Consider the following 17,357-nt stretch of genomic DNA (forward strand, 5'->3'; position numbering starts at 1 on the left):
CCTTGTTCCCCGGGCACTTGCCGTCGCGAAGCACGCGGACGGTGCCCATCTGACCCCTGACGGAAGGTGGCTCGGTACTTCTGGCCGACGCACTCACACCTCGCTAATTGTTTAAGGTAACCACCATGTCGCACGACCTGAGGCAGGCATCGCCGCCTGCACGCTCCGAGAGCGGACTGCACGAAAAAGGACTGTCCAAGGGCACCGTTGGCGTTCTGGGGCTTGTCGTTATCGGCATCTCCTGCATCGCCCCGGCCTACACCCTCACCGCAGGCCTCGGCGCCACGGTGGCCGAAGTCGGCACCAGCCTGCCTGCGATCCTGCTGGCCGGATTCCTGCCGATGCTGCTGGTGGCCTTGGGCTACCGCGAGCTGAACAGCGCAATGCCCGATTCGGGCACCTCCTTCACCTGGGCGACGCGTGCCTTCGGCCCGATGATCGGCTGGATGGGAGGCTGGGGCCTGATCGCCGCGACGGTGATTGTGCTCTCCAACCTGGCGGCAGTGGCCGTGGACTTCTTCTATATCCTGATTGCCCAGCTCACCGGCCAGCCGTGGATTGCGGAGCTGACCGGCAACCTGTGGGTCAACATCCCCACCACGCTGGTGTTCATTGCGGTGGCCGCCTGGATCTCCTACCGGGGCATGAACGCCACCAAGGTCTTCCAGTACGTGCTGGTCGGGTTCCAAGTGGCGGTGCTGCTGCTCTTCGCGGTCATGTCCCTGACCTCCAGCCAGCCCAATGATCCGACACCCATCACCTGGCAGATGTTTAATCCGGCCGGCATCGATACCTTCTCGGCCTTCGCCGCGGGCATCTCGCTGTCCATCTTCGTTTTCTGGGGCTGGGATGTCACCCTGACCATGAACGAGGAAACCACCGATCCGAAGAAGGTCCCCGGACGCGGCGCCACCTGGACGGTACTGGTGATCATTGCGCTGTACCTGGCCGTGTCCCTCGGGGTGATCTACTGGGCCGGCGTGGGCACCACCGGCCTGGGCGCCGGCAATCCGGAGAACCAGGAATCGATTTTCGCGGTGCTCTCCGGGCCGATCATGGGGCCGCTGGCCATGCTGATGTCCCTGGCCATCCTGTCCTCCTCCGCGGCATCGCTGCAATCCACCATGGTTTCGCCGGCGCGCACCTTGCTGGCCATGGGCTACTACAAGGCGCTGCCCTCCAGCTTCGCGAAGATCTCCGCGCGCTTCATGTCCCCGTCGGTGGCGACTTTCGCCTCCGCTGCTGCCGCTGCCGTGTTCTACGTGGTCACCAGGCTGCTCTCGGAGAACGCATTGTGGGACACGATCACGGCGCTGGGCCTGATGATCTGCTTCTACTACGGGCTGACCGCCTTGGCCTGCGTCTGGTACTTCCGCGGGGAACTGTTCGCCAATGCCAGGAACTTCTTCTGCAAGTTCTTGGCGCCGTTGGCAGGTGGCGTCGTCTTGCTGGTGATGTTCTTTGCCACCGCCATCGAATCCATGAATCCGGACTACGGTTCGGGCTCCAATATCGGGGGAGTGGGCATGGTGTTCATCCTCGGGGTCGGCGTGCTGCTGCTGGGCGTTGGCATCATGCTGTGGATGCGGGTGCGCCACCCGGCGTTCTTCAAGGGAGAAACCATCAAGACCTACAAGCTGCTGAAGTAGGACCGGCGCAACGAACCAGAAGGACCACTCGCGAACGAATCGCGGGTGGTCCTTCGTGTTCGGTGCCGCCGCCGCAGGAGCTATCTTGCCGCTAATCGGCGGCGTCGGCCCGGGTCATGTGCTTGGCCACGCCGATGGCGGCCAGCACGGCGCCGAAGGGGATGAGCGCGCTCTGGATCAATGAATTAAGGAAAGCCAGCGGCGCGCTGCCCAAAGGGCTGCTTCCAAAACCGGATTCGAAGCTCCACATCGCCAGGACTGGCAAGATGCTGCTGATGAGAACGCCTGCCAACACGATGACGACGCCGGATACAATCATCTTCTTATGTAGAGCAAGCAACGTTTTCTCCTATTGCCTTGGGCTGAGTATTTCCAACCGTAGCCAAATCCGCCACTTTTAGCTATAGCGGGAGTGCTGTTTGCTTTCGCCAAGGGCAGGTCTTTTCCTGCTTCGCAACCTTCTCGTCCAAAGGCCCCTAACCGGCGCGCAAATGGTTCAATAGGTTCATGGCTAACTCGGTACTTTTCATCTGCTCCCGCAATGCAGGCAAATCGCAAATGGCGGCCGCATTGATGGACTACATTTCTGAAGGGAAAGTTACCAGCTACTCGGCTGGAACCAACCCAGGTTCAGGCATCAACCACGAAGCGGTTGAATCGCTCTCGCAGGCCGGCGCGGACATGTCGCAGGGCACGCCCAAGGCCATCGACCCTCGCGTCGTCGAGCAAGTTGACCGCGTGGTAATCCTTGGCTCCGATGCGAATCCGCAGTTCGATCCGTCCATCAAGACCGAACGCTGGGTCACCTACGAACCCAGTGAAGACGGCATCACCGGTGCCGAACGAATGAACATGATCCGCGATGAAATTGCTGATCGCGTCCGTGAACTGTTCCACGAGTTGGAGCGGTAGAAATCACTGTTCGCATGACCACCCGAAAGGCAACTCCGTGGTGGCTTCCGGGCGTATGCCTTGTGCTCACTGGTTGGTGTGCCAACCAATACGTATCGCTGATCAATTGGTACCAGCAATTCCGCGAGCTCAGTGAGTTCGAGGCCATGCTGGTCATGGGCAGCTACCTGGCGGGCATGATCCCGGCGTTGGCTTTCGGCGGACCGCTGGCGGACAAGTTCGGGCGCAAGCCATTTTCGCTGCTTGCCCTTGCCTGCTCCATTCTGGGATCCCTCGGGCTCATCTTCGGATCGGTTCACGAGTCCGGTCTCTATGCGGGACGCATCCTGACCGGCTTGGGCATGGGCCTGGCCATGGTTGCCATCACCAGCTGGGTGAAGCTGCTTAGCCCGGGAGCTGCCGGCGCGACTCGTGCCGCGCTGTGCACGTCCTTGGGTTTCGCGCTGGGACCGGTCATTTCAGGGGCAATTGTCGGGACCAGCGGCAGCCCGGAACTGGCATACATCGTCCATGCCGCCGCGGCGCTTTCCTGGTTGCTGTTGATGTTCTTCACCCGAGAAGACCGAGTCACTGACCGGGCAGGGCATCATCTGGAGGCCGACGTGACGACTCCGGCAAACCTCCAGCGGTTCTACCGCATCGTCTTGCCCGCAGCCCCATGGGTCTTTGGCATGGCGGCAACAGGGTTTGCCGTGGTTCCGGCGCTGAGCAACGGCGCCGGTGAATCCAGCCTGTTCTACACCACCTTGGCAGTCGCGGTCACCATGGGCATGGGTACCTTGATCCAGCCATTCGTCAAGAGATTCAATGACTTGGGCAAGATCAAGCTGCTCATGGCTGGACTGGCTACCTCGCTGGCTGCACTGCTCATGATGATCGCAGTGTCGCTGAGCGGCTCAGAATTCTTGGGAATTATCGCATTCGCCATAGCCGGTTCGGCCAATGGCATTTTGCTGGTTGCCGGGCTAAGCCAGGTATTGGATCTTGCCGGCGGCGCCGACGTCGGCAAATTGACCGGCCGGTTCTACATGTGCTGTTTCATCGGGTTCAGCTTCCCGACATTCTTTGCACTGTGGCGCACGGTCGCTCATCCTGCTCTATTCATTGGCCTGCTTGCCGTGCTCTGCCTGCTATCCATGATGCAGGTGTACCGCTCGGCCAAGTATCTGCCCGCTGCCATTCTCGAAGAAGTTCCAAACAGGCCATAATGCCAAACGCCGCTGCCGGCCACCTTGCGGTGCCGGCAACGGCGTTTACGCATTGGACTCCAACATACTGGGAGCTAGTCCTGGCTCAGCTTCTTGAGCAGCTCGGTAGTGCGGAATGGGATGACATCGCGCAGGATCATCGAGGTGGAAGTGCGGGTTATGCCCGGGCAGAGGCGGATCTCTTCACTGACCCGGTACAGGTCATCCGGGTCAGTCGCGGCCACACGAATCAACAGGTCCGTGTCTCCCGCCGGCGCGACGCATTCCAGAACCTCGGGAATCTGGCGCAGTGCGGCGATGGCCTCATTCAAGCTGGCCTGGTTCAATTCAGCGCTAACGAAAGCGCTGACGCCACGGCCCATGGACGCAGGGAGGATTCGCGCGGTGTTCGGGCGCAACGCACCTGAATGGGCCAAGCGTTCCAAACGAGTCTGCACGGTGCCGCGGGCCAGGCCCAGCTGCTGCGCCAGCATCATGATCGGCACACGCGGATCCGCATCGAGTGCCAGAAGGATACGCCGGTCGGTTTCATCGAGCTGATACGTATCCGAATTCATGTGGTGGTCTCCTGAGACAGGTTGTGTTGCGCGTGCATAAGTACCAACCTAGATTTTAGTCAATATGACCAGTGAATCCCAAATGTGTTGCGCGGATTGGCCGATATTATTGCGTGCAAGTCGGCTACTGGGGTCAACAGGGCGAATGCTCGGGCGAAAAGCCATCTTTTATCCACAAAATAACCAGGCTGAGATCAAATGGGCGCTAATCACAGTAACCTGTTGATATGAGGTTTTTGCGGTTGGAAGACGTGGCAGAGGAACTGAATGTGAAGCTGCCCCAGGTCCGCGCTTTGGTGAAAAGCGGCGAGCTGCCGGCCATCCAAATTGGCGGGCGGGGCATGTGGCGCGTGGAACGCGTTGCACTGGAGAACTATATCCAAGAACGCTATGCGCAGGCCCGCGACGATATCGCGAACGAATCCCAGAGCTGAATGCGGTGCCCTTGGCTGTTCCCGAGTCCATAGGGAACAGCCACAGCCTAGTCCAGCTCGATAGCCCGTTCTGCAAAGATCCGCAATGCGTCGCGAACCAGCTCCGCGTATCCGCCGTAGTTCTTTGCAAACCGCGGATCAGCGACATACATCTCGCCGAGATTGCAGATATATGCCTTGTGCTGTGCCGGATCGCCGGAATCCAGCGGGGTGCCCTTGGCGCTCTGGAGCCAGCGCACATGTCGAGCCGCTAATTCCTGGGCTTCGAAGCTGTCCGCTGGGACGGAATTCTTCCCCGCCACGATCCAATCCTGATTGAGCATCTTCACCTCTTCCATGAATGCGTTTTGCTGGTCCCCGGTTTTGGAACGCCACCAGCGATTCGATGCTTCATACGCGTCGGCGCCCCAGCGTTCGGCAACCTCTTGCTTGTACTGCTCGTTGAAGCCGTCAAAGCTCTTTTCCGGTTCCATGTTTCCTCCTGTCGTTAGTGTTGAAATGCTGTGCTCCAAGGCAGCGATCTGCCGGTCCAGCGCCGCACGCTGCCTATGGAGCTGTTCCTTGTGGGTGCTCAGCGCGACCAGTTCATCGCGTTGCTCGTCCAGGATTTCAGCGATGGTCTCCAGCTTGATGCCCAGCTGCTTGAGCAGGAGAATCTGCTGGAGCCGGACCAGCTGCCCGTCGGTGTAGAACCGGTAGCCGTTGGCGGACAGGTAGTCAGGTTTCAGCAAGCCGATCTGGTCGTAGTGCCGCAAGGTACGGCTGCTGATGCCAGCGGATTTTGAGACATGCGCAATCGAGTGGTGAACTGCCGGCTCGTGGCTAGTTGAATCCTTCATGGCTACCACGCTAATGGTTGACGCAACGTCAAGGTCAATAGTCCCAGCCGCATTTCCTGATCAAAAATTTGTGATTCAGATCTCACGACAAAATGGTGAATAATAACGAGATATTCCTTGTCCGATTGATCATATTGACTAGTTGTTAGCACGCCTGTTGCACAGTGTGATCTATGTGTAGTTCACTGTTGGTAGATGAAGTTGAACAGGTTACCGCCGAAATCAACGAGGACCGCCTGATGACGTAAACCATCTGCATTTACGGGATCAAGGAGCCCTGGCCACCCACGCCAAGGCAAGGTAGAAGACATAGTCCAGATGGCTCGCGGGCATTCCAGTTGGGTGGAATGCCCACGGGCCATCTGGCATTTCTGCCAAAATCACTCACATTCGAATCACAAGCTCCGAGCGAGTTGGAGGAAACGCCTGCCGGCATTCGCGATGCTTCGCTCTGGCTCTGGAACAATGAGCGCGTAGGGACACCGAGGAGTAAGAGTGGGTTCAATGAGGCGCGTCTGGCAAAACTGGTGGATGCAATTGGTCGCCGGATTGCTGATCACTGCGATCGCGGTGTTGCCGTGGTTATGGATCGGTCAGGAAGACCGCTCAATTCTCCCGCATGCCAGCGACGACGCCCAAGGGCTGCTGGTGGTTTTCTCCGTGATCACCCTCTGGGGCTGCTGGTTTGCCCGACGCATTGGATATAGTCGCACCGGCTTTGCCATCGTGACTGCCGTGGGCATGGTCCTGGGACTCTTGGGCCTGGGGTTCCAAGGACTCCAAGCATTCGAACCGGGGCTCTTGGACGGGGAACTCTCCCCAGCTTCGATTCGCCATCTTTGGGTTTTCGGTGGCCTGCTGCTGGTCAGCCAAGCCTGGTATTTCCTGGCCACTAAATTGCGGCTGCCCATAGCGGTGCTCTTCTATGCAACGCTCACTGTAGGCGTGAGCTATTGGCTGCAGATCATCGCATCGCTCGTTGCGGGCGCCCAGTCGTACTACGTTTACCTTTGGTATTCCGGGCCGCTGATCCTCGGCCTCATCTTGGGATTCGTCGGGTTCTCGAGGGTCATGAACCTGCTGATGTGGGTTTTCGCATTGGCTATCCAATGGATGATGCCGGCAGTCGTGGAAAGCGCGGCCAGAGTTATTGGATCGAAGACCACTGGCTGGAAGACCGTCGGCTCCTTCTGGGAACAATTCACCGGAAGTGTCCTGGAAATTCCGTGGCAGACTCCGCTGCTGGTCAGCTTGGCGACGGCCATGCTTACCAGTGTCATCTTGCTGATTGTTCGCAAGGTGCGGCGGCGCTAGGCAAGAGTCCAAGCCGCTAGTTAGCCGGTGCTGGCCAAATATCCGCAACGACGCGAACTGCACCCTGGAAGTTCATTGCTGCCAAGACAGCATCAAAGGCTTGCGGGCCATCCGTAATGGATTTCTAGGACAACGGCACCAGGCGCGCCCAGCTCCTCGTAGTTGGCAAGAGTGCGCGCCGGCAGGATCTCCGCTGGATCGTTGCCCGGAACAGCAGGGTCCACCACGATTTGCCGACAGCCTCATCGAGCAGCACGGTGCCCAGCCCATCGGTACGTACCGTGGGCTCGATGAACTGCACGCCCACTGGCGAAACGGTGGTGTTCGCGGAGGTGATTGGAATCAGCTTGCTGGTCAGCTTGCCGTTCCCCGAAGCACCAGTGCTCGGGCCCATAGGCCAGCAGTAAGCCAAGCATTGGAACATGGCGCAATGCCGCGCTGTGCACGCGGTGGAAGCCGGGGAGCAATCGGCTTCGCCAGTCGGGGCACTGCTAGTCCGCTCCGAGTATTTCAGGGCCACCACTCGCCATAGAATAAGACTATGACTGAACTGCGCGATCGCGACCCCGGAGAACTGGTCCAGCCCATCATCCTGCGAATCGACAAGGAGGATCCGTCGAGCGAGGACGAGGGCCTGTCAGCGGTGGCACGAGCAGCCGTGATTGCCTATCTGCAAGATCCGCAGAACCCGGATTGGCAGCAGTGGGCTTCACAGGCCTACGCCAAATCGGTACGCCGGGCTAATCCCAAGATGTTCGCCAAGGTGCTGGAGATGTTCCCTGAGCAAATGGTCAGTGAAGTGGGCAAGGCCCGAGCCGTTGGCTTGCCTCCATTGCCGGCCGCTGACTTGCCGAAGCTGATTGCCAAGTTGCAGGTCTCCGGCACGCAGCTTCCAAAAGCGGAGGAAGTCCTGGATGCGCAGATCAGCATCGTACTGAACAAATCCTTGGACATGTCCACAGGCAAGGCCGCGGCGCAGGCAGCACACGCGCTGTTCGCCTGGCTGACAGAATCCCCAGCGGAAGAGGTCGAAGCGTGGCTCCACGCCCATGCTCCGGTGGGCATCAAGCACCTGCCGCGCAGGGAATTCGACCGCTTGTCGCGGCAGGCCGCTGGACCTGTCATCCAGGATGCCGGGCGAACTGAAATCGAACCCGGATCCGTCACCGCTTTCGTCATTTCCGAGGCACGCTAGAACCTTAGAATCCAAGCGCGGTGAAACCGCCATACCTGTGTCATGATTTCCTTGGCGGTAACAGCAATTGTCACCACAGCGGATCGCTGTGCACTTCCGTGGGCCGCAGGAAACGGCAATATGCCCTTGCTCGAAAGCACTGACATTGAAATTCTCTAAACGTGTACTGGGCCTGCTGCTGGTCCTGATGCTGTCCTTCGGGACCGCAGCTGGCGCCAGCGCCTCAACGCAGGCTCCAGCCGGCCTGGCGCAACTCGCTGCCGCTCCTCCGGCAATTGCCAAGCAGACCACCACCAACCTGAATTTGCGCAAGTCGCCATCGGCCCGATCCGCGTCGCTGCTAGTCATTCCCAAAGGTGCCAAGCTCCTCGCGTCCAAGGGTTCATCGGGCTGGGTGCAAGCGAGCTACATGAAGAAGACCGGCTGGGTCTCGGCCAAGTACCTGGCAACGCCGAAAGCGCTGGCGCCGGCAAAGCCCAAGACCTCAGCCGTGCGCTATCTGATTTCCTTCCAGCCGGTGCGCAAGAAGGCATCGGCGGCATCCGCGGCCTTGACCGGGGCCATGCGCAAAGCCGAGGTCCAGCGCCTGGGCGCAACCGGTTCCTGGAGCCGGATCAGAATCGGCAAGATCACCGGTTTCGTGCCCACCAGCCAGCTGTCTACCGCAATGCCCGCGCCGGTGTACCGGTATGCGAAAACCGCGCAAGTGCTGCGCAAGTCCGCCTCTGCCAAAGCGGCACGCGTTGCGGGCGTTCCAGCTGGAGCCAAAGTCGAGTGGCTGCGCACGTCAGGCTCGTGGACCTATGCCATTTCTGCCGGAAAACGCGGCTGGCTGCCGGCCAAGCAGCTGTCGTCGCAACCGGCAGCAACCCGGAAAACGATCGGGAACCGTTGGCTGATCAGCAGCAGCGTCCTGCGCCAGTCCAATCGCAGCTCATCTCCATCCCTTGGAAGCCTTGCGCCGGGTGAAAAAGTCGGCTTGTACGCAACCCGAGGTTCCTGGTCCCAGATCAAGTCCCAGCGCGGCACCGGCTGGGTGCCTAGCACTAGCCTGTCCAGCACCGCCTACAAGCCCGCCAACCCATCGGCTCGCTGGATCCTGGCTAATACCGCCCTGCGCGTCGGCGCTTCGGGCTCTGCCAAGTCCCTGGGGACCGTGCCAGCGGGGTCCAAGCTCACCCTGCACGGCACGTCGAATGGCTGGGCGCGAGTGAAGACTTCCAAGACGATGGGATGGGTTCCATCAAGCGTACTGGTGGCCAAGGCCTACACGCCGCTGAAGCAGGCCAAGCGCTGGACGACGGCTAATGTGCACCTGCGCTCCGGGTACTCCACCGGCCATAAATCACTGGCGGTCATCTCCAAGGGCCAGCAGGTCAGCGTCCTGGGAACGGCCAATGGCTGGACGCGAGTTGCCTCAACGCAGGGCACCGGATGGATCAGCAATGGCTATCTTGCTACTAGCAAACCGCAGGCGCCGCGACCGGCACCGGCACCGAAAGTCGAATACCGCTGGACCACAACCAACGTGAACCTCCGCGCCGGCGCGGGAATCAGCCACCAGAGCAAAGCCGTGCTGCCAGCGGGGCAGAAAGTCGCCTACCTGCGCAGCGATTCCGGATGGGCGCAAGTCGCCGCTCCCCAGGCCACCGGCTGGGTCAAGGAAAACTACCTTTCCAAAAATGAGCCGGGAACGTTGCAACCCGATGCGCAGCGCGTCATCGCTGCGTTGCAGGGGAAGACCGGCGATACTATCAGCGCCATTCATACCATTCGAAGCGGCTCTGCCGGGCACAGCTCCGGGAAGGCCGTGGACCTGATGATTCGCGACTACAAGAACAGGCAGCGGGTTGCCCAGGGCAAGAAGCTGGCCCAGTTCCTGCTGGATAACCGCAGTCAGCTGGGTATCTATTACCTGATCTGGCAAGACCGGATTTGGCTTCCCACGACAGGCTGGACGCCGTATTCCGGATCAGGAAAGTACGGAAACCAGTTCACCGGCAATTGGAATGACACCACGATGCATATGGATCACATCCATGTGGAGGTCTACGGCAACTCGGCCACGGGAGGTCCGCTGGACTACGGGGCGCTGCGAACCCGCTAATCTGCTGCTGTCTGGTGTTTCAGACGAAGATGCGCAGGGGGCATAGCGTACTCGCGGTGTCTCTGGTCAGCTGGAACCATGGAGAATTTTAAGCCGGAATTGGCTGTTGACCGGGCAGCGGCTACGTGGAGCGGGCGCAATGACGGTGCCGGCGAGCAGCACCTGAGATGGCATCAGCAAATCAACCGCAAGGCTGACGACCAGTCCAGCGGGCGGGGACCGGCAGCGCTGCTCGGTTTCGCTTCGGATGCCGGCGTGCTGCGCAACGAGGGCCGGGCCGGGGCGGCGCAAGGACCACAGGCGCTGCGTGCCGCCTTGGGTTCCCTTGCTATCCACGAGCCACGGCTCCTGATTGATGCTGGTGATGTCGCAGTATCTGGCGATGAGCTTGAATCAGGGCAGGAGCGGCTGGCGCAGTCGGTGAGCGCTTTGCTCGGAGGAGGGATGCTTCCAGTCGTGCTCGGCGGCGGCCATGAAACGGCTTACGGTTCGTTCAACGGCCTTTTCCGGCATTGCAGCCAAGAGCCTGGAACTCGGCTGGGCATCTTGAATCTGGATGCGCATTTCGATCTGCGCAGTGCTCCGCGGCGGAGCAGCGGCACTCCTTTCCTGGATATTGCCAAGGACCTGCAGGCGGCGGGACAAGATTTCAACTATGCCGTGGTGGGCATCAGCAAACCGAACAATACCCGGGTCCTCTTCGAGCAGGCCCGCGCCCTGGAAGTGCGCTACCTGCTTGACGAGCAGTGCACTGCCGGGCAGCTGCCTTCCGTCCTGGCCTTCATTGCCGACTTCATGGAGAGCGTAGACAAGCTGTACCTGACCATTGACCTGGATGTGCTTCCTGCCTCGGTCGCCCCCGGGGTTAGCGCCCCTGCCGGATTCGGGGTGCCGCTGGAAGTAATCCACGGGGTCTGCGCGATGCTGGCGCGCAGTGACAAGCTGGCGCTGGTCGATGTTGTCGAATTGAATCCATCATTGGATATTGACGGAAGAACGGCCCGCACCGCAGCCAGGCTGGTTAATACCCTGCTGGGGGTCTGATGCAGTAGGGCGCACCGAAATCTGCCGACGCGAACTTGCAATGTTCGACCCCTCAAACATTATGATTGAGGGGGACGAACTAATCGTCATGGCGAGATTTGGAATGGTGTGCAATGGTGCGAACCCTCAAGCCCCGATCACGTGCGGGGCAACGCGCAGGCTGGCTGGCTGCTGGCTTGGCATGCCTGTTCGCGCTCGCTGGATGCGGCGGTAGCCAAAGTGCCGTGCCCGCCGACAGCCAAGACCACCGGCCGGTGGTGCTGACAACCTTCACGGTCCTGCAGGACATCGCCCAGAATGTCGCAGGCGATCACCTGCGCGTTGAATCAATTACCCGTCTTGGTGCGGAGATCCACGGTTACGAACCTACCCCTGATGATCTGCGCCGGGCATCGCATGCGGACCTGATTCTCGATAACGGGCTGAACCTCGAAGCCTGGTTCCAGCAATTCGTCGAAGGCAACGACGCTCCGCATGCCACCGTCAGCCAGGGGATCGAGGCCATCGATATCGTCCAGGAAGAAGGTGCGGGAAAGCCCAATCCGCATGCGTGGATGAGCCCATTGAACGTGAAAATCTACGTGGACCGCATGGCAGATGCATTTACCGAACTGGACCCGGCCAATGCGCGCGACTACCGGGACAACGCCAAGGCCTACCAAGCCGAACTGCAAAAGGTCCACGACGAGCTCGAAGCGGCACTGGCAGAGATCCCCGAACGCCAGCGGGTACTGGTTACCTGCGAAGGGGCCTTCAGCTATCTGGCCCGGGATACCGCCATGGCCGAAAAGTATCTCTGGGCCGTCAACGCGGAATCGCAGGCTACGCCGCGCAAGGTTGCCGCGGCGATTGACTATGTCAGGGAAAACGACGTTCCTGCGGTCTTCTGCGAATCCACGGTCTCCGATGCGGCCATGCAACGAGTCGTCGAATCCACCGATGCCTCCTATGGCGGAACGCTCTATGTGGACTCGCTCTCCGAGCCTGGCGGTCCGGTACCCAGCTACCTGGACCTGATCTCGCATGACACCAGAACCATCGCCCGTGCCTTGAAAGGCGGAACACCATGAACGCGAAGCCCATCGATGCCCTCGCAATTGATGTCTCGGCCGCGACCGTCCACTACGGCCCCGTGCTGGCCCTGGACCATGCCTCCTTGCAGTTGGGACGCGGACGGATCTGCGGCCTGGTCGGGATGAACGGCTCGGGCAAATCCACGCTGTTCAAAACCATCATGGGGCAGATCAAGCCCGACACCGGCAGCGTGCGCATCAACGGCACCGACCCGCTGCAAGCTCGGAAAAGCGGGCAGCTTGCCTACGTGCCGCAAAGCGAAGCCGTTGATTGGAACTTCCCGATCTCGGTGCGTGAAGTGGTGATGACCGGGCGCTATGGGCAAATGGGATGGACCAGGAGAGCCAGGAAGAGGGACCACGCCGCAGTGGATGAAGCCCTCGAACGGGTGGAGCTGGCCAGCTTTGCCAACCGGCAAATCGGCCAGCTCTCCGGAGGCCAGAAAAAGCGTGCCTTCGTCGCCCGATGCATTGCCCAGGGCGCCAATATCATGCTGCTGGACGAGCCTTTCGCAGGCGTGGATAAACGCAGCGAGGCAACAATCACCAAGCTGTTGCGCGAAGTTGCTGATGAAGGCGGCAGCGTGCTGATTTCCACCCACGACTTGCACGCGCTTCCGGAACTTGCCGATGAAGCGGTGCTCCTGATGCGCAAGGTGCTGATGCATGGCCATCCGGATCTCGTGCTGCAGGCGGAAAACCTGGCCCTGGCCTTCGGGCTGGATCCCATGAAGCGAGGCGGGGAATGAACCTCATTGAATTGCTAGCTGAGCCGCTGGGCTACACCTTCATGGTGCGCGCCCTGCTGGTTACGATCATCGCCGCGGTACTGTGCGCGGTCCTGTCCTGCTGGCTGGTCCTCATTGGCTGGTCGCTGATGGGCGATGCAGTCTCGCATGCGGTCTTGCCCGGAGTCGTGCTGGCCTACATCGTGGGTGCTCCCTTTGCCCTGGGTGCCGTGGTCTTCGGATTCCTCGCGGTGGCCCTGATCGGGGGAGTCCGCGACACCACCAAGCTCAAGGAAGATGCTGCCATTGGCATCGTCTTCACCACGCTCTTCTCCATCGGGCTGGTGCTGGTCTCGGTCACGCCGAGCCATGTGGATCTGAACCACATCATCTTCGGCAATTTGCTGGGCGTCTCGGCCAATGACCTGTGGCAGGTCCTGGTGCTTGGCGCGATCACCTTCGCCATCCTGATTCTCAAGCGCAAGGACTTCACCCTCTATGCCTTTGACCAAACGCACGCACATGCCTTGGGGATGAGCCCGCGGATCATCGGCGCGGTGCTCCTGGGGCTATTGGCCATGACCTCTGTTGTGGCTTTGCAGGCGGTGGGCGTCATCCTGGTAGTTGCCATGCTGATCATCCCCGGCGCCACGGCCTATCTGTTGACCGATCGATTCGGGAAGATGCTCCTGATCTCGCCGATCCTCGCAGCCTGTGCAGGAATCCTGGGTGTCTACATGAGCTATTACCTCGATGCATCAACCGGTGGAATGGTGGTTCTGGCCCAGGCGGCGATTTTTGGAATTGCCTATCTGTTCAGTCCGAAGCAAGGACTCATTGCCACCCGGCTGGCCAGCAAGGGGCGGCGCAAGGCGCTTGCGGCGAACACGTAGAAGGCGGTGGCAAGTTTCCCGCAGCTGAAAGGAAATTGGCGTGTGAGACGTGCGCTCGCCGGCGTCAGCTGATGGGCAATGGGTGCACGCATCATCGAATCAGCGTATTTCCCATGGCCGGCAACGCTGCGGCAGGTCCTCTCGATTCATGGCTGGATCCGGATCCGGCGCATGGCTTGAACCTCCACCCGACCACCCTGCTATCTGGAAAGGCGCTGCCCTGCGCTGCCCTGCGCTGCGCCCGGATAGGCAGCTGAACCAGCTGGCTCGATCGGGACCTGCAAGCGGCATTAGGCGCGCCAGCGCAGTTTGCCCTTGGCATCGGTCTTGCAGGTGTAGAGCTTGCCGGCCTTGGACTTGCCGCGCTTTCCCTTGTCTGCCTGCTTGCAGTAAGCGCCCGGGTGCACGGTGCCCTTGACCACGGAAGGAGCCTTGTGCACGTCCTTCTTCGGTGATGCCTTGGGCTTGGAACCGGCAGGCTCGATCGTGGTGACTTTCGCGGCCTTCTGGTTGCGGCAGCTCTTGAGCACCTTGGACATGGCCTGCTTTTCGGCTTTGGTGACCGACAGCGCGTACTTCTTCTTGACGCTGATCTGGGTGGCTACGTACTGGCATCGGAAGGACTTGTTCTTGGGGAGCCATTCAGCTGTGTTCTTATCGCCCTTTTGGCGATTGGCAGAGGCATCAGCGGCCATCAAATTCAGCGGGTCGTTAGCCAGAGCCTGGCGCTGGGCCTGGGAAAGCTTCTGGCCGCCGGAGATCCACGCGTTCTTCAGGGAAACCACGTGGTCAATGTCGACGCTGCCTGACTTGACCTTCCAGTTGATCCTCTTGCCGGTGTAGCTGTCATGCAACGTGCCCGAAGCTAGGGTGCACTTCTTGCGGTCCTTGAACTTCACCTTGGACATGTCCCGGGACAAGGTGTCCTGGCGTTCATCGCATTTGTCCTTGTCGAAGTCCTTCCACCCATTGCCGAACTTCTTGTTCCGGTTGTACCCAGTGGCGGCCGCCTTGCCCTTTACTGGCAGGGTCTTGAGCATTGCGGTGGCCTTGGGGCCCTTGAGCTTCGCCCCGGGAAGGACCTTCTTGCTGCTGGTGGCAGCCCGTTCAACCAGCAATGGCCGATCTGTTGCCAGCAGGTCTTCAACCGGTGCGGGATCCATCCCGGTAAGTGCCGAAGGTTCTGCCGGTGCGCTGCATCCAGCGAGCACCAAAACTGCAGCGCAGAGCGCAGCAATGAGTTTTCTTGGCAAGGTGATGTCTTTCAAGAGAGTGTGAGCGCAGGAGTTCGCCAAGAATGCTGCAATGTACCCCCATGTAAAACTTGTACATTGCAGTATCCCTGGTTGATCATCACTTTAGACTATTGGCCGGACAATCAGCACCCTGGGTGCAGGGACGCGTCGATGCCACGGGCCTTCCGCTTGCCGTTGACCAGGACCTGGAAAGGCTATTCAGGGGAGAAGGGAGACCCATGCGGCCGCGGCTGCACGCGAACCCAACCGCAGGGTTTCGCCAGTTGAGCAGACCTGGACATTCACTGTCTCGGAGAATTGCTCGCCAGCGGTAATGCGCAGTTGCGCGCCGACAACGATCCGATGATCGGAGAAATACTGCAGCAGCTGCGAATCGTCATCGGCGATGCGTTCGACAACCACCTGGGCGTCATCGCTGGCTTCGCTCAGGTTGAACGCCTGCGGGATGGAAATGCTGCCTTCGGCCGTCGGGATGGGGTCGCCATGCGGGTCGCGGGTGGGGTGCTCCAGCAAGCTGTCGATGCGCTCGATCATGAAATCGGATACCGCATGCTCCAGGCTCTCGGCCTCGTCATGCACCTGGTCCCAGCGGTAGCCCAGCATCTGCACCAGGAAAGTTTCGATCAGGCGATGGCGGCGCACCATGGTCACCGCATACTCGCGTCCCAGTTCGGTCAGCGTTACGGCGCCATAGGGCGCATGGTCGAGCAGGCCCTGCTGGCGCAATTTGCCCAGGGCGCCGGAAACCGTGGAGAGCTTCATGCCTGATTTGCTGGCGATGATGCTGGCGGTTACCGGATCGCTCGACCACTCGTTGAGACCGAAGATGATCTTGAGATAGTTCTGGGCGCTATCTGAAAGCTGGTTGACCGACACAAGCACCATCTTAGCGACCATCGGGCCAGCTGGTCGCGAGGTGACTTTGATTATTGGGCAATTCGGGCTGGAGACCGCTGACAACTGAAAGCGGCTAGTCACGAGCCTAAAAATTCTGCTCCATGGATAAGGATTATCCGAGGCCCAGGGGCAGCGTATTGACTTAAATTTCTTTGTGCGGAAAACTGTGTAATCGATTCCATGGAATCGATTACACGTAAGCAAAGGGGCTTATCGACATGAACGCTGTCACCATCAAGGATGTGGCACTTGCAGCCGGAGTATCTTCCGCGACTGCCTCGCGCGTTCTATCCGGCCACCCCGCCACTTCGGCCGCTTCCCGCGAAAAAGTGGAAGCTGTCGCCAAGGATTTGGGTTTCGTGCCCAATGCCCAGGCCCGCTCCCTGCGCTCCACCAAAACCGACACCATCGCGCTGCTGATATCCGATGTGCGCAACCCCTACTTCTCCGATCTCGCGCATGCCGTCGAGCAGCAGGCCCACGCCGCGGGAATGATGACCTTCATCGGCAATGCCAACGAGGACACCGAACAGCAGGACCAGTTCCTCGCCGCGATGCTTTCGCGCCGCGTTGACGGATTGATTCTCGTTCCCCAGGGCCTTGATGAAGACGCCGACCGGCCAAGCCAGATGATGCAGCGCATCATTGCCTCGGGCACTCCGCTGGTTTTCGTCGACCGCACCCTGCCCGAGCTTCGAATCCCATCCATCACCGCCTCCAGCACCGGCGCCCTGGAAGAAGCCATCGCGCGGCTGAAGGCCCTGGGCCACGCCAAAATCGCTTTCTTGGGCGGCCCGGACCACGCATCCACCGCCCGCGAACGCCACAGCGCCTTCGACTCGGCGATGGCCGCCAACGGCCTGGATACCGATCCTGCCCTGCACTTTGCCGGCGACTTCCGCGCCGCCTCGGGGGCCGAAGGCGCCCGCTGGCTGCTGGGCCATGAACTGCAGCCGACCGCGGTGGTCATCGCCGATGCGCCGATGGCCATCGGCGCACTGACCGTGTGGCGCGAAGCCGGCATCCGGATCGGGAAGCAGCTCTCGGTGATCACCTTCGACGAGGTGGATGCAATGCTCATGCACGATCCGCCGATCGCCACGATCAGCCACGACCTGACCAGCATGGGCCGCGCCGCGGTCACCGCGCTCCAGGACGTCATGGCGGGCAAGAGCCCCGAGCCCCAAGAATTCATCAGCCGATTCACCGCGCGTGAGTCGCTGGCCCCAACGCAACCCACCGGCGCATAGG

The 17,357-nt window shown here is 60.4% G+C and carries 18 protein-coding genes; 12 read left to right on the forward strand and 6 right to left on the reverse strand.

All coding sequences use genetic code 11. The annotated features are described in order from the left end of the window. Positions 1–125: 125 nt before the first annotated feature. Complete coding sequence (locus ACNPM8_RS10985; RefSeq protein ID WP_448939836.1) at positions 126–1,649, forward strand: APC family permease; 1,524 nt, start codon at positions 126–128, stop codon at positions 1,647–1,649. Between the two features lie 91 nt (positions 1,650–1,740). Here the strand turns inward: ACNPM8_RS10985 and ACNPM8_RS10990 are convergent, their stop codons facing one another. Beyond that, positions 1,741–1,989 (reverse strand): hypothetical protein, encoded by a 249-nt coding sequence (locus ACNPM8_RS10990; protein WP_146112217.1) that lies wholly within the window; start codon positions 1,987–1,989, stop codon positions 1,741–1,743. Positions 1,990–2,156: 167 nt separating this feature from the next. Here ACNPM8_RS10990 and ACNPM8_RS10995 point away from each other — a divergent pair, with 167 nt between their 5' ends. Further along, complete coding sequence (locus ACNPM8_RS10995) at positions 2,157–2,561, forward strand: arsenate-mycothiol transferase ArsC (RefSeq protein WP_105656315.1); 405 nt, start codon at positions 2,157–2,159, stop codon at positions 2,559–2,561. Positions 2,562–2,575: 14 nt separating this feature from the next. Then, positions 2,576–3,769: an MFS transporter gene (locus ACNPM8_RS11000; protein WP_105656316.1), complete on the forward strand. Its 1,194-nt coding sequence runs from the start codon at positions 2,576–2,578 to the stop codon at positions 3,767–3,769. A gap of 74 nt (positions 3,770–3,843) precedes the next feature. Here ACNPM8_RS11000 and ACNPM8_RS11005 read toward each other — a convergent pair whose 3' ends face one another. Beyond that, positions 3,844–4,326, reverse strand: a complete 483-nt coding sequence (locus ACNPM8_RS11005; protein WP_105656317.1) for an Lrp/AsnC family transcriptional regulator — start codon at positions 4,324–4,326, stop codon at positions 3,844–3,846. Positions 4,327–4,553: 227 nt separating this feature from the next. Between ACNPM8_RS11005 and ACNPM8_RS11010 the strand changes: the two genes are divergently transcribed. Continuing rightward, entirely contained in the window at positions 4,554–4,760 is a 207-nt protein-coding gene (locus ACNPM8_RS11010) for a helix-turn-helix domain-containing protein (RefSeq protein ID WP_105656318.1), read from the forward strand. Between the two features lie 47 nt (positions 4,761–4,807). Here the strand turns inward: ACNPM8_RS11010 and ACNPM8_RS11015 are convergent, their stop codons facing one another. Beyond that, complete coding sequence (locus ACNPM8_RS11015) at positions 4,808–5,599, reverse strand: MerR family transcriptional regulator (RefSeq protein WP_332487558.1); 792 nt, start codon at positions 5,597–5,599, stop codon at positions 4,808–4,810. 504 nt (positions 5,600–6,103) lie between these two features. On the opposite strand from ACNPM8_RS11015, the gene ACNPM8_RS11020 reads away from it, so the two are divergent. Then, complete coding sequence (locus ACNPM8_RS11020; RefSeq protein WP_332487560.1) at positions 6,104–6,913, forward strand: hypothetical protein; 810 nt, start codon at positions 6,104–6,106, stop codon at positions 6,911–6,913. Positions 6,914–7,037: 124 nt separating this feature from the next. On the opposite strand, the gene ACNPM8_RS11025 is transcribed toward ACNPM8_RS11020, so the two are convergent. Then, positions 7,038–7,307, reverse strand: a complete 270-nt coding sequence (locus ACNPM8_RS11025; protein ID WP_105661964.1) for a hypothetical protein — start codon at positions 7,305–7,307, stop codon at positions 7,038–7,040. A gap of 147 nt (positions 7,308–7,454) precedes the next feature. Here ACNPM8_RS11025 and ACNPM8_RS11030 point away from each other — a divergent pair, with 147 nt between their 5' ends. From ACNPM8_RS11030 to ACNPM8_RS11055, 6 genes are all read left to right on the forward strand, one after another. Next, on the forward strand, positions 7,455–8,108 hold the full coding sequence (locus ACNPM8_RS11030; RefSeq protein WP_105656322.1) for a peptidyl-tRNA hydrolase: 654 nt from the start codon (positions 7,455–7,457) through the stop codon (positions 8,106–8,108). A gap of 145 nt (positions 8,109–8,253) precedes the next feature. Further along, complete coding sequence (locus ACNPM8_RS11035; protein ID WP_448939837.1) at positions 8,254–10,215, forward strand: SH3 domain-containing protein; 1,962 nt, start codon at positions 8,254–8,256, stop codon at positions 10,213–10,215. Positions 10,216–10,293: 78 nt separating this feature from the next. Next, positions 10,294–11,259, forward strand: a complete 966-nt coding sequence (gene hutG, locus ACNPM8_RS11040) for a formimidoylglutamase (protein ID WP_332487565.1) — start codon at positions 10,294–10,296, stop codon at positions 11,257–11,259. A gap of 113 nt (positions 11,260–11,372) precedes the next feature. Continuing rightward, complete coding sequence (locus tag ACNPM8_RS11045) at positions 11,373–12,329, forward strand: metal ABC transporter substrate-binding protein (protein ID WP_448939838.1); 957 nt, start codon at positions 11,373–11,375, stop codon at positions 12,327–12,329. Next, entirely contained in the window at positions 12,326–13,081 is a 756-nt protein-coding gene (locus ACNPM8_RS11050) for a metal ABC transporter ATP-binding protein (protein ID WP_448939839.1), read from the forward strand. The genes ACNPM8_RS11045 and ACNPM8_RS11050 overlap by 4 nt, the downstream gene beginning before the upstream one ends. Beyond that, the gene (locus tag ACNPM8_RS11055; RefSeq protein WP_448939840.1) at positions 13,078–13,953 is read left to right on the forward strand and encodes a metal ABC transporter permease; all 876 of its coding nucleotides are present in this window, start codon (positions 13,078–13,080) and stop codon (positions 13,951–13,953) included. Before ACNPM8_RS11050 ends, ACNPM8_RS11055 begins: the two co-directional genes overlap by 4 nt. A gap of 290 nt (positions 13,954–14,243) precedes the next feature. Here the strand turns inward: ACNPM8_RS11055 and ACNPM8_RS11060 are convergent, their stop codons facing one another. Both ACNPM8_RS11060 and ACNPM8_RS11065 read right to left on the reverse strand, forming a co-directional pair. Further along, positions 14,244–15,116, reverse strand: a complete 873-nt coding sequence (locus ACNPM8_RS11060; RefSeq protein ID WP_448939841.1) for an HNH endonuclease family protein — start codon at positions 15,114–15,116, stop codon at positions 14,244–14,246. Between the two features lie 291 nt (positions 15,117–15,407). After that, complete coding sequence (locus tag ACNPM8_RS11065) at positions 15,408–16,085, reverse strand: metal-dependent transcriptional regulator (protein ID WP_133834013.1); 678 nt, start codon at positions 16,083–16,085, stop codon at positions 15,408–15,410. A gap of 239 nt (positions 16,086–16,324) precedes the next feature. Here ACNPM8_RS11065 and ACNPM8_RS11070 point away from each other — a divergent pair, with 239 nt between their 5' ends. After that, positions 16,325–17,356, forward strand: coding sequence for a LacI family DNA-binding transcriptional regulator (locus tag ACNPM8_RS11070; RefSeq protein ID WP_426733543.1), 1,032 nt, complete (start codon positions 16,325–16,327; stop codon positions 17,354–17,356). Position 17,357 lies beyond the last annotated feature (1 nt).

It is taken from the genome of Glutamicibacter sp. AGC46 (genome assembly GCF_053543715.1).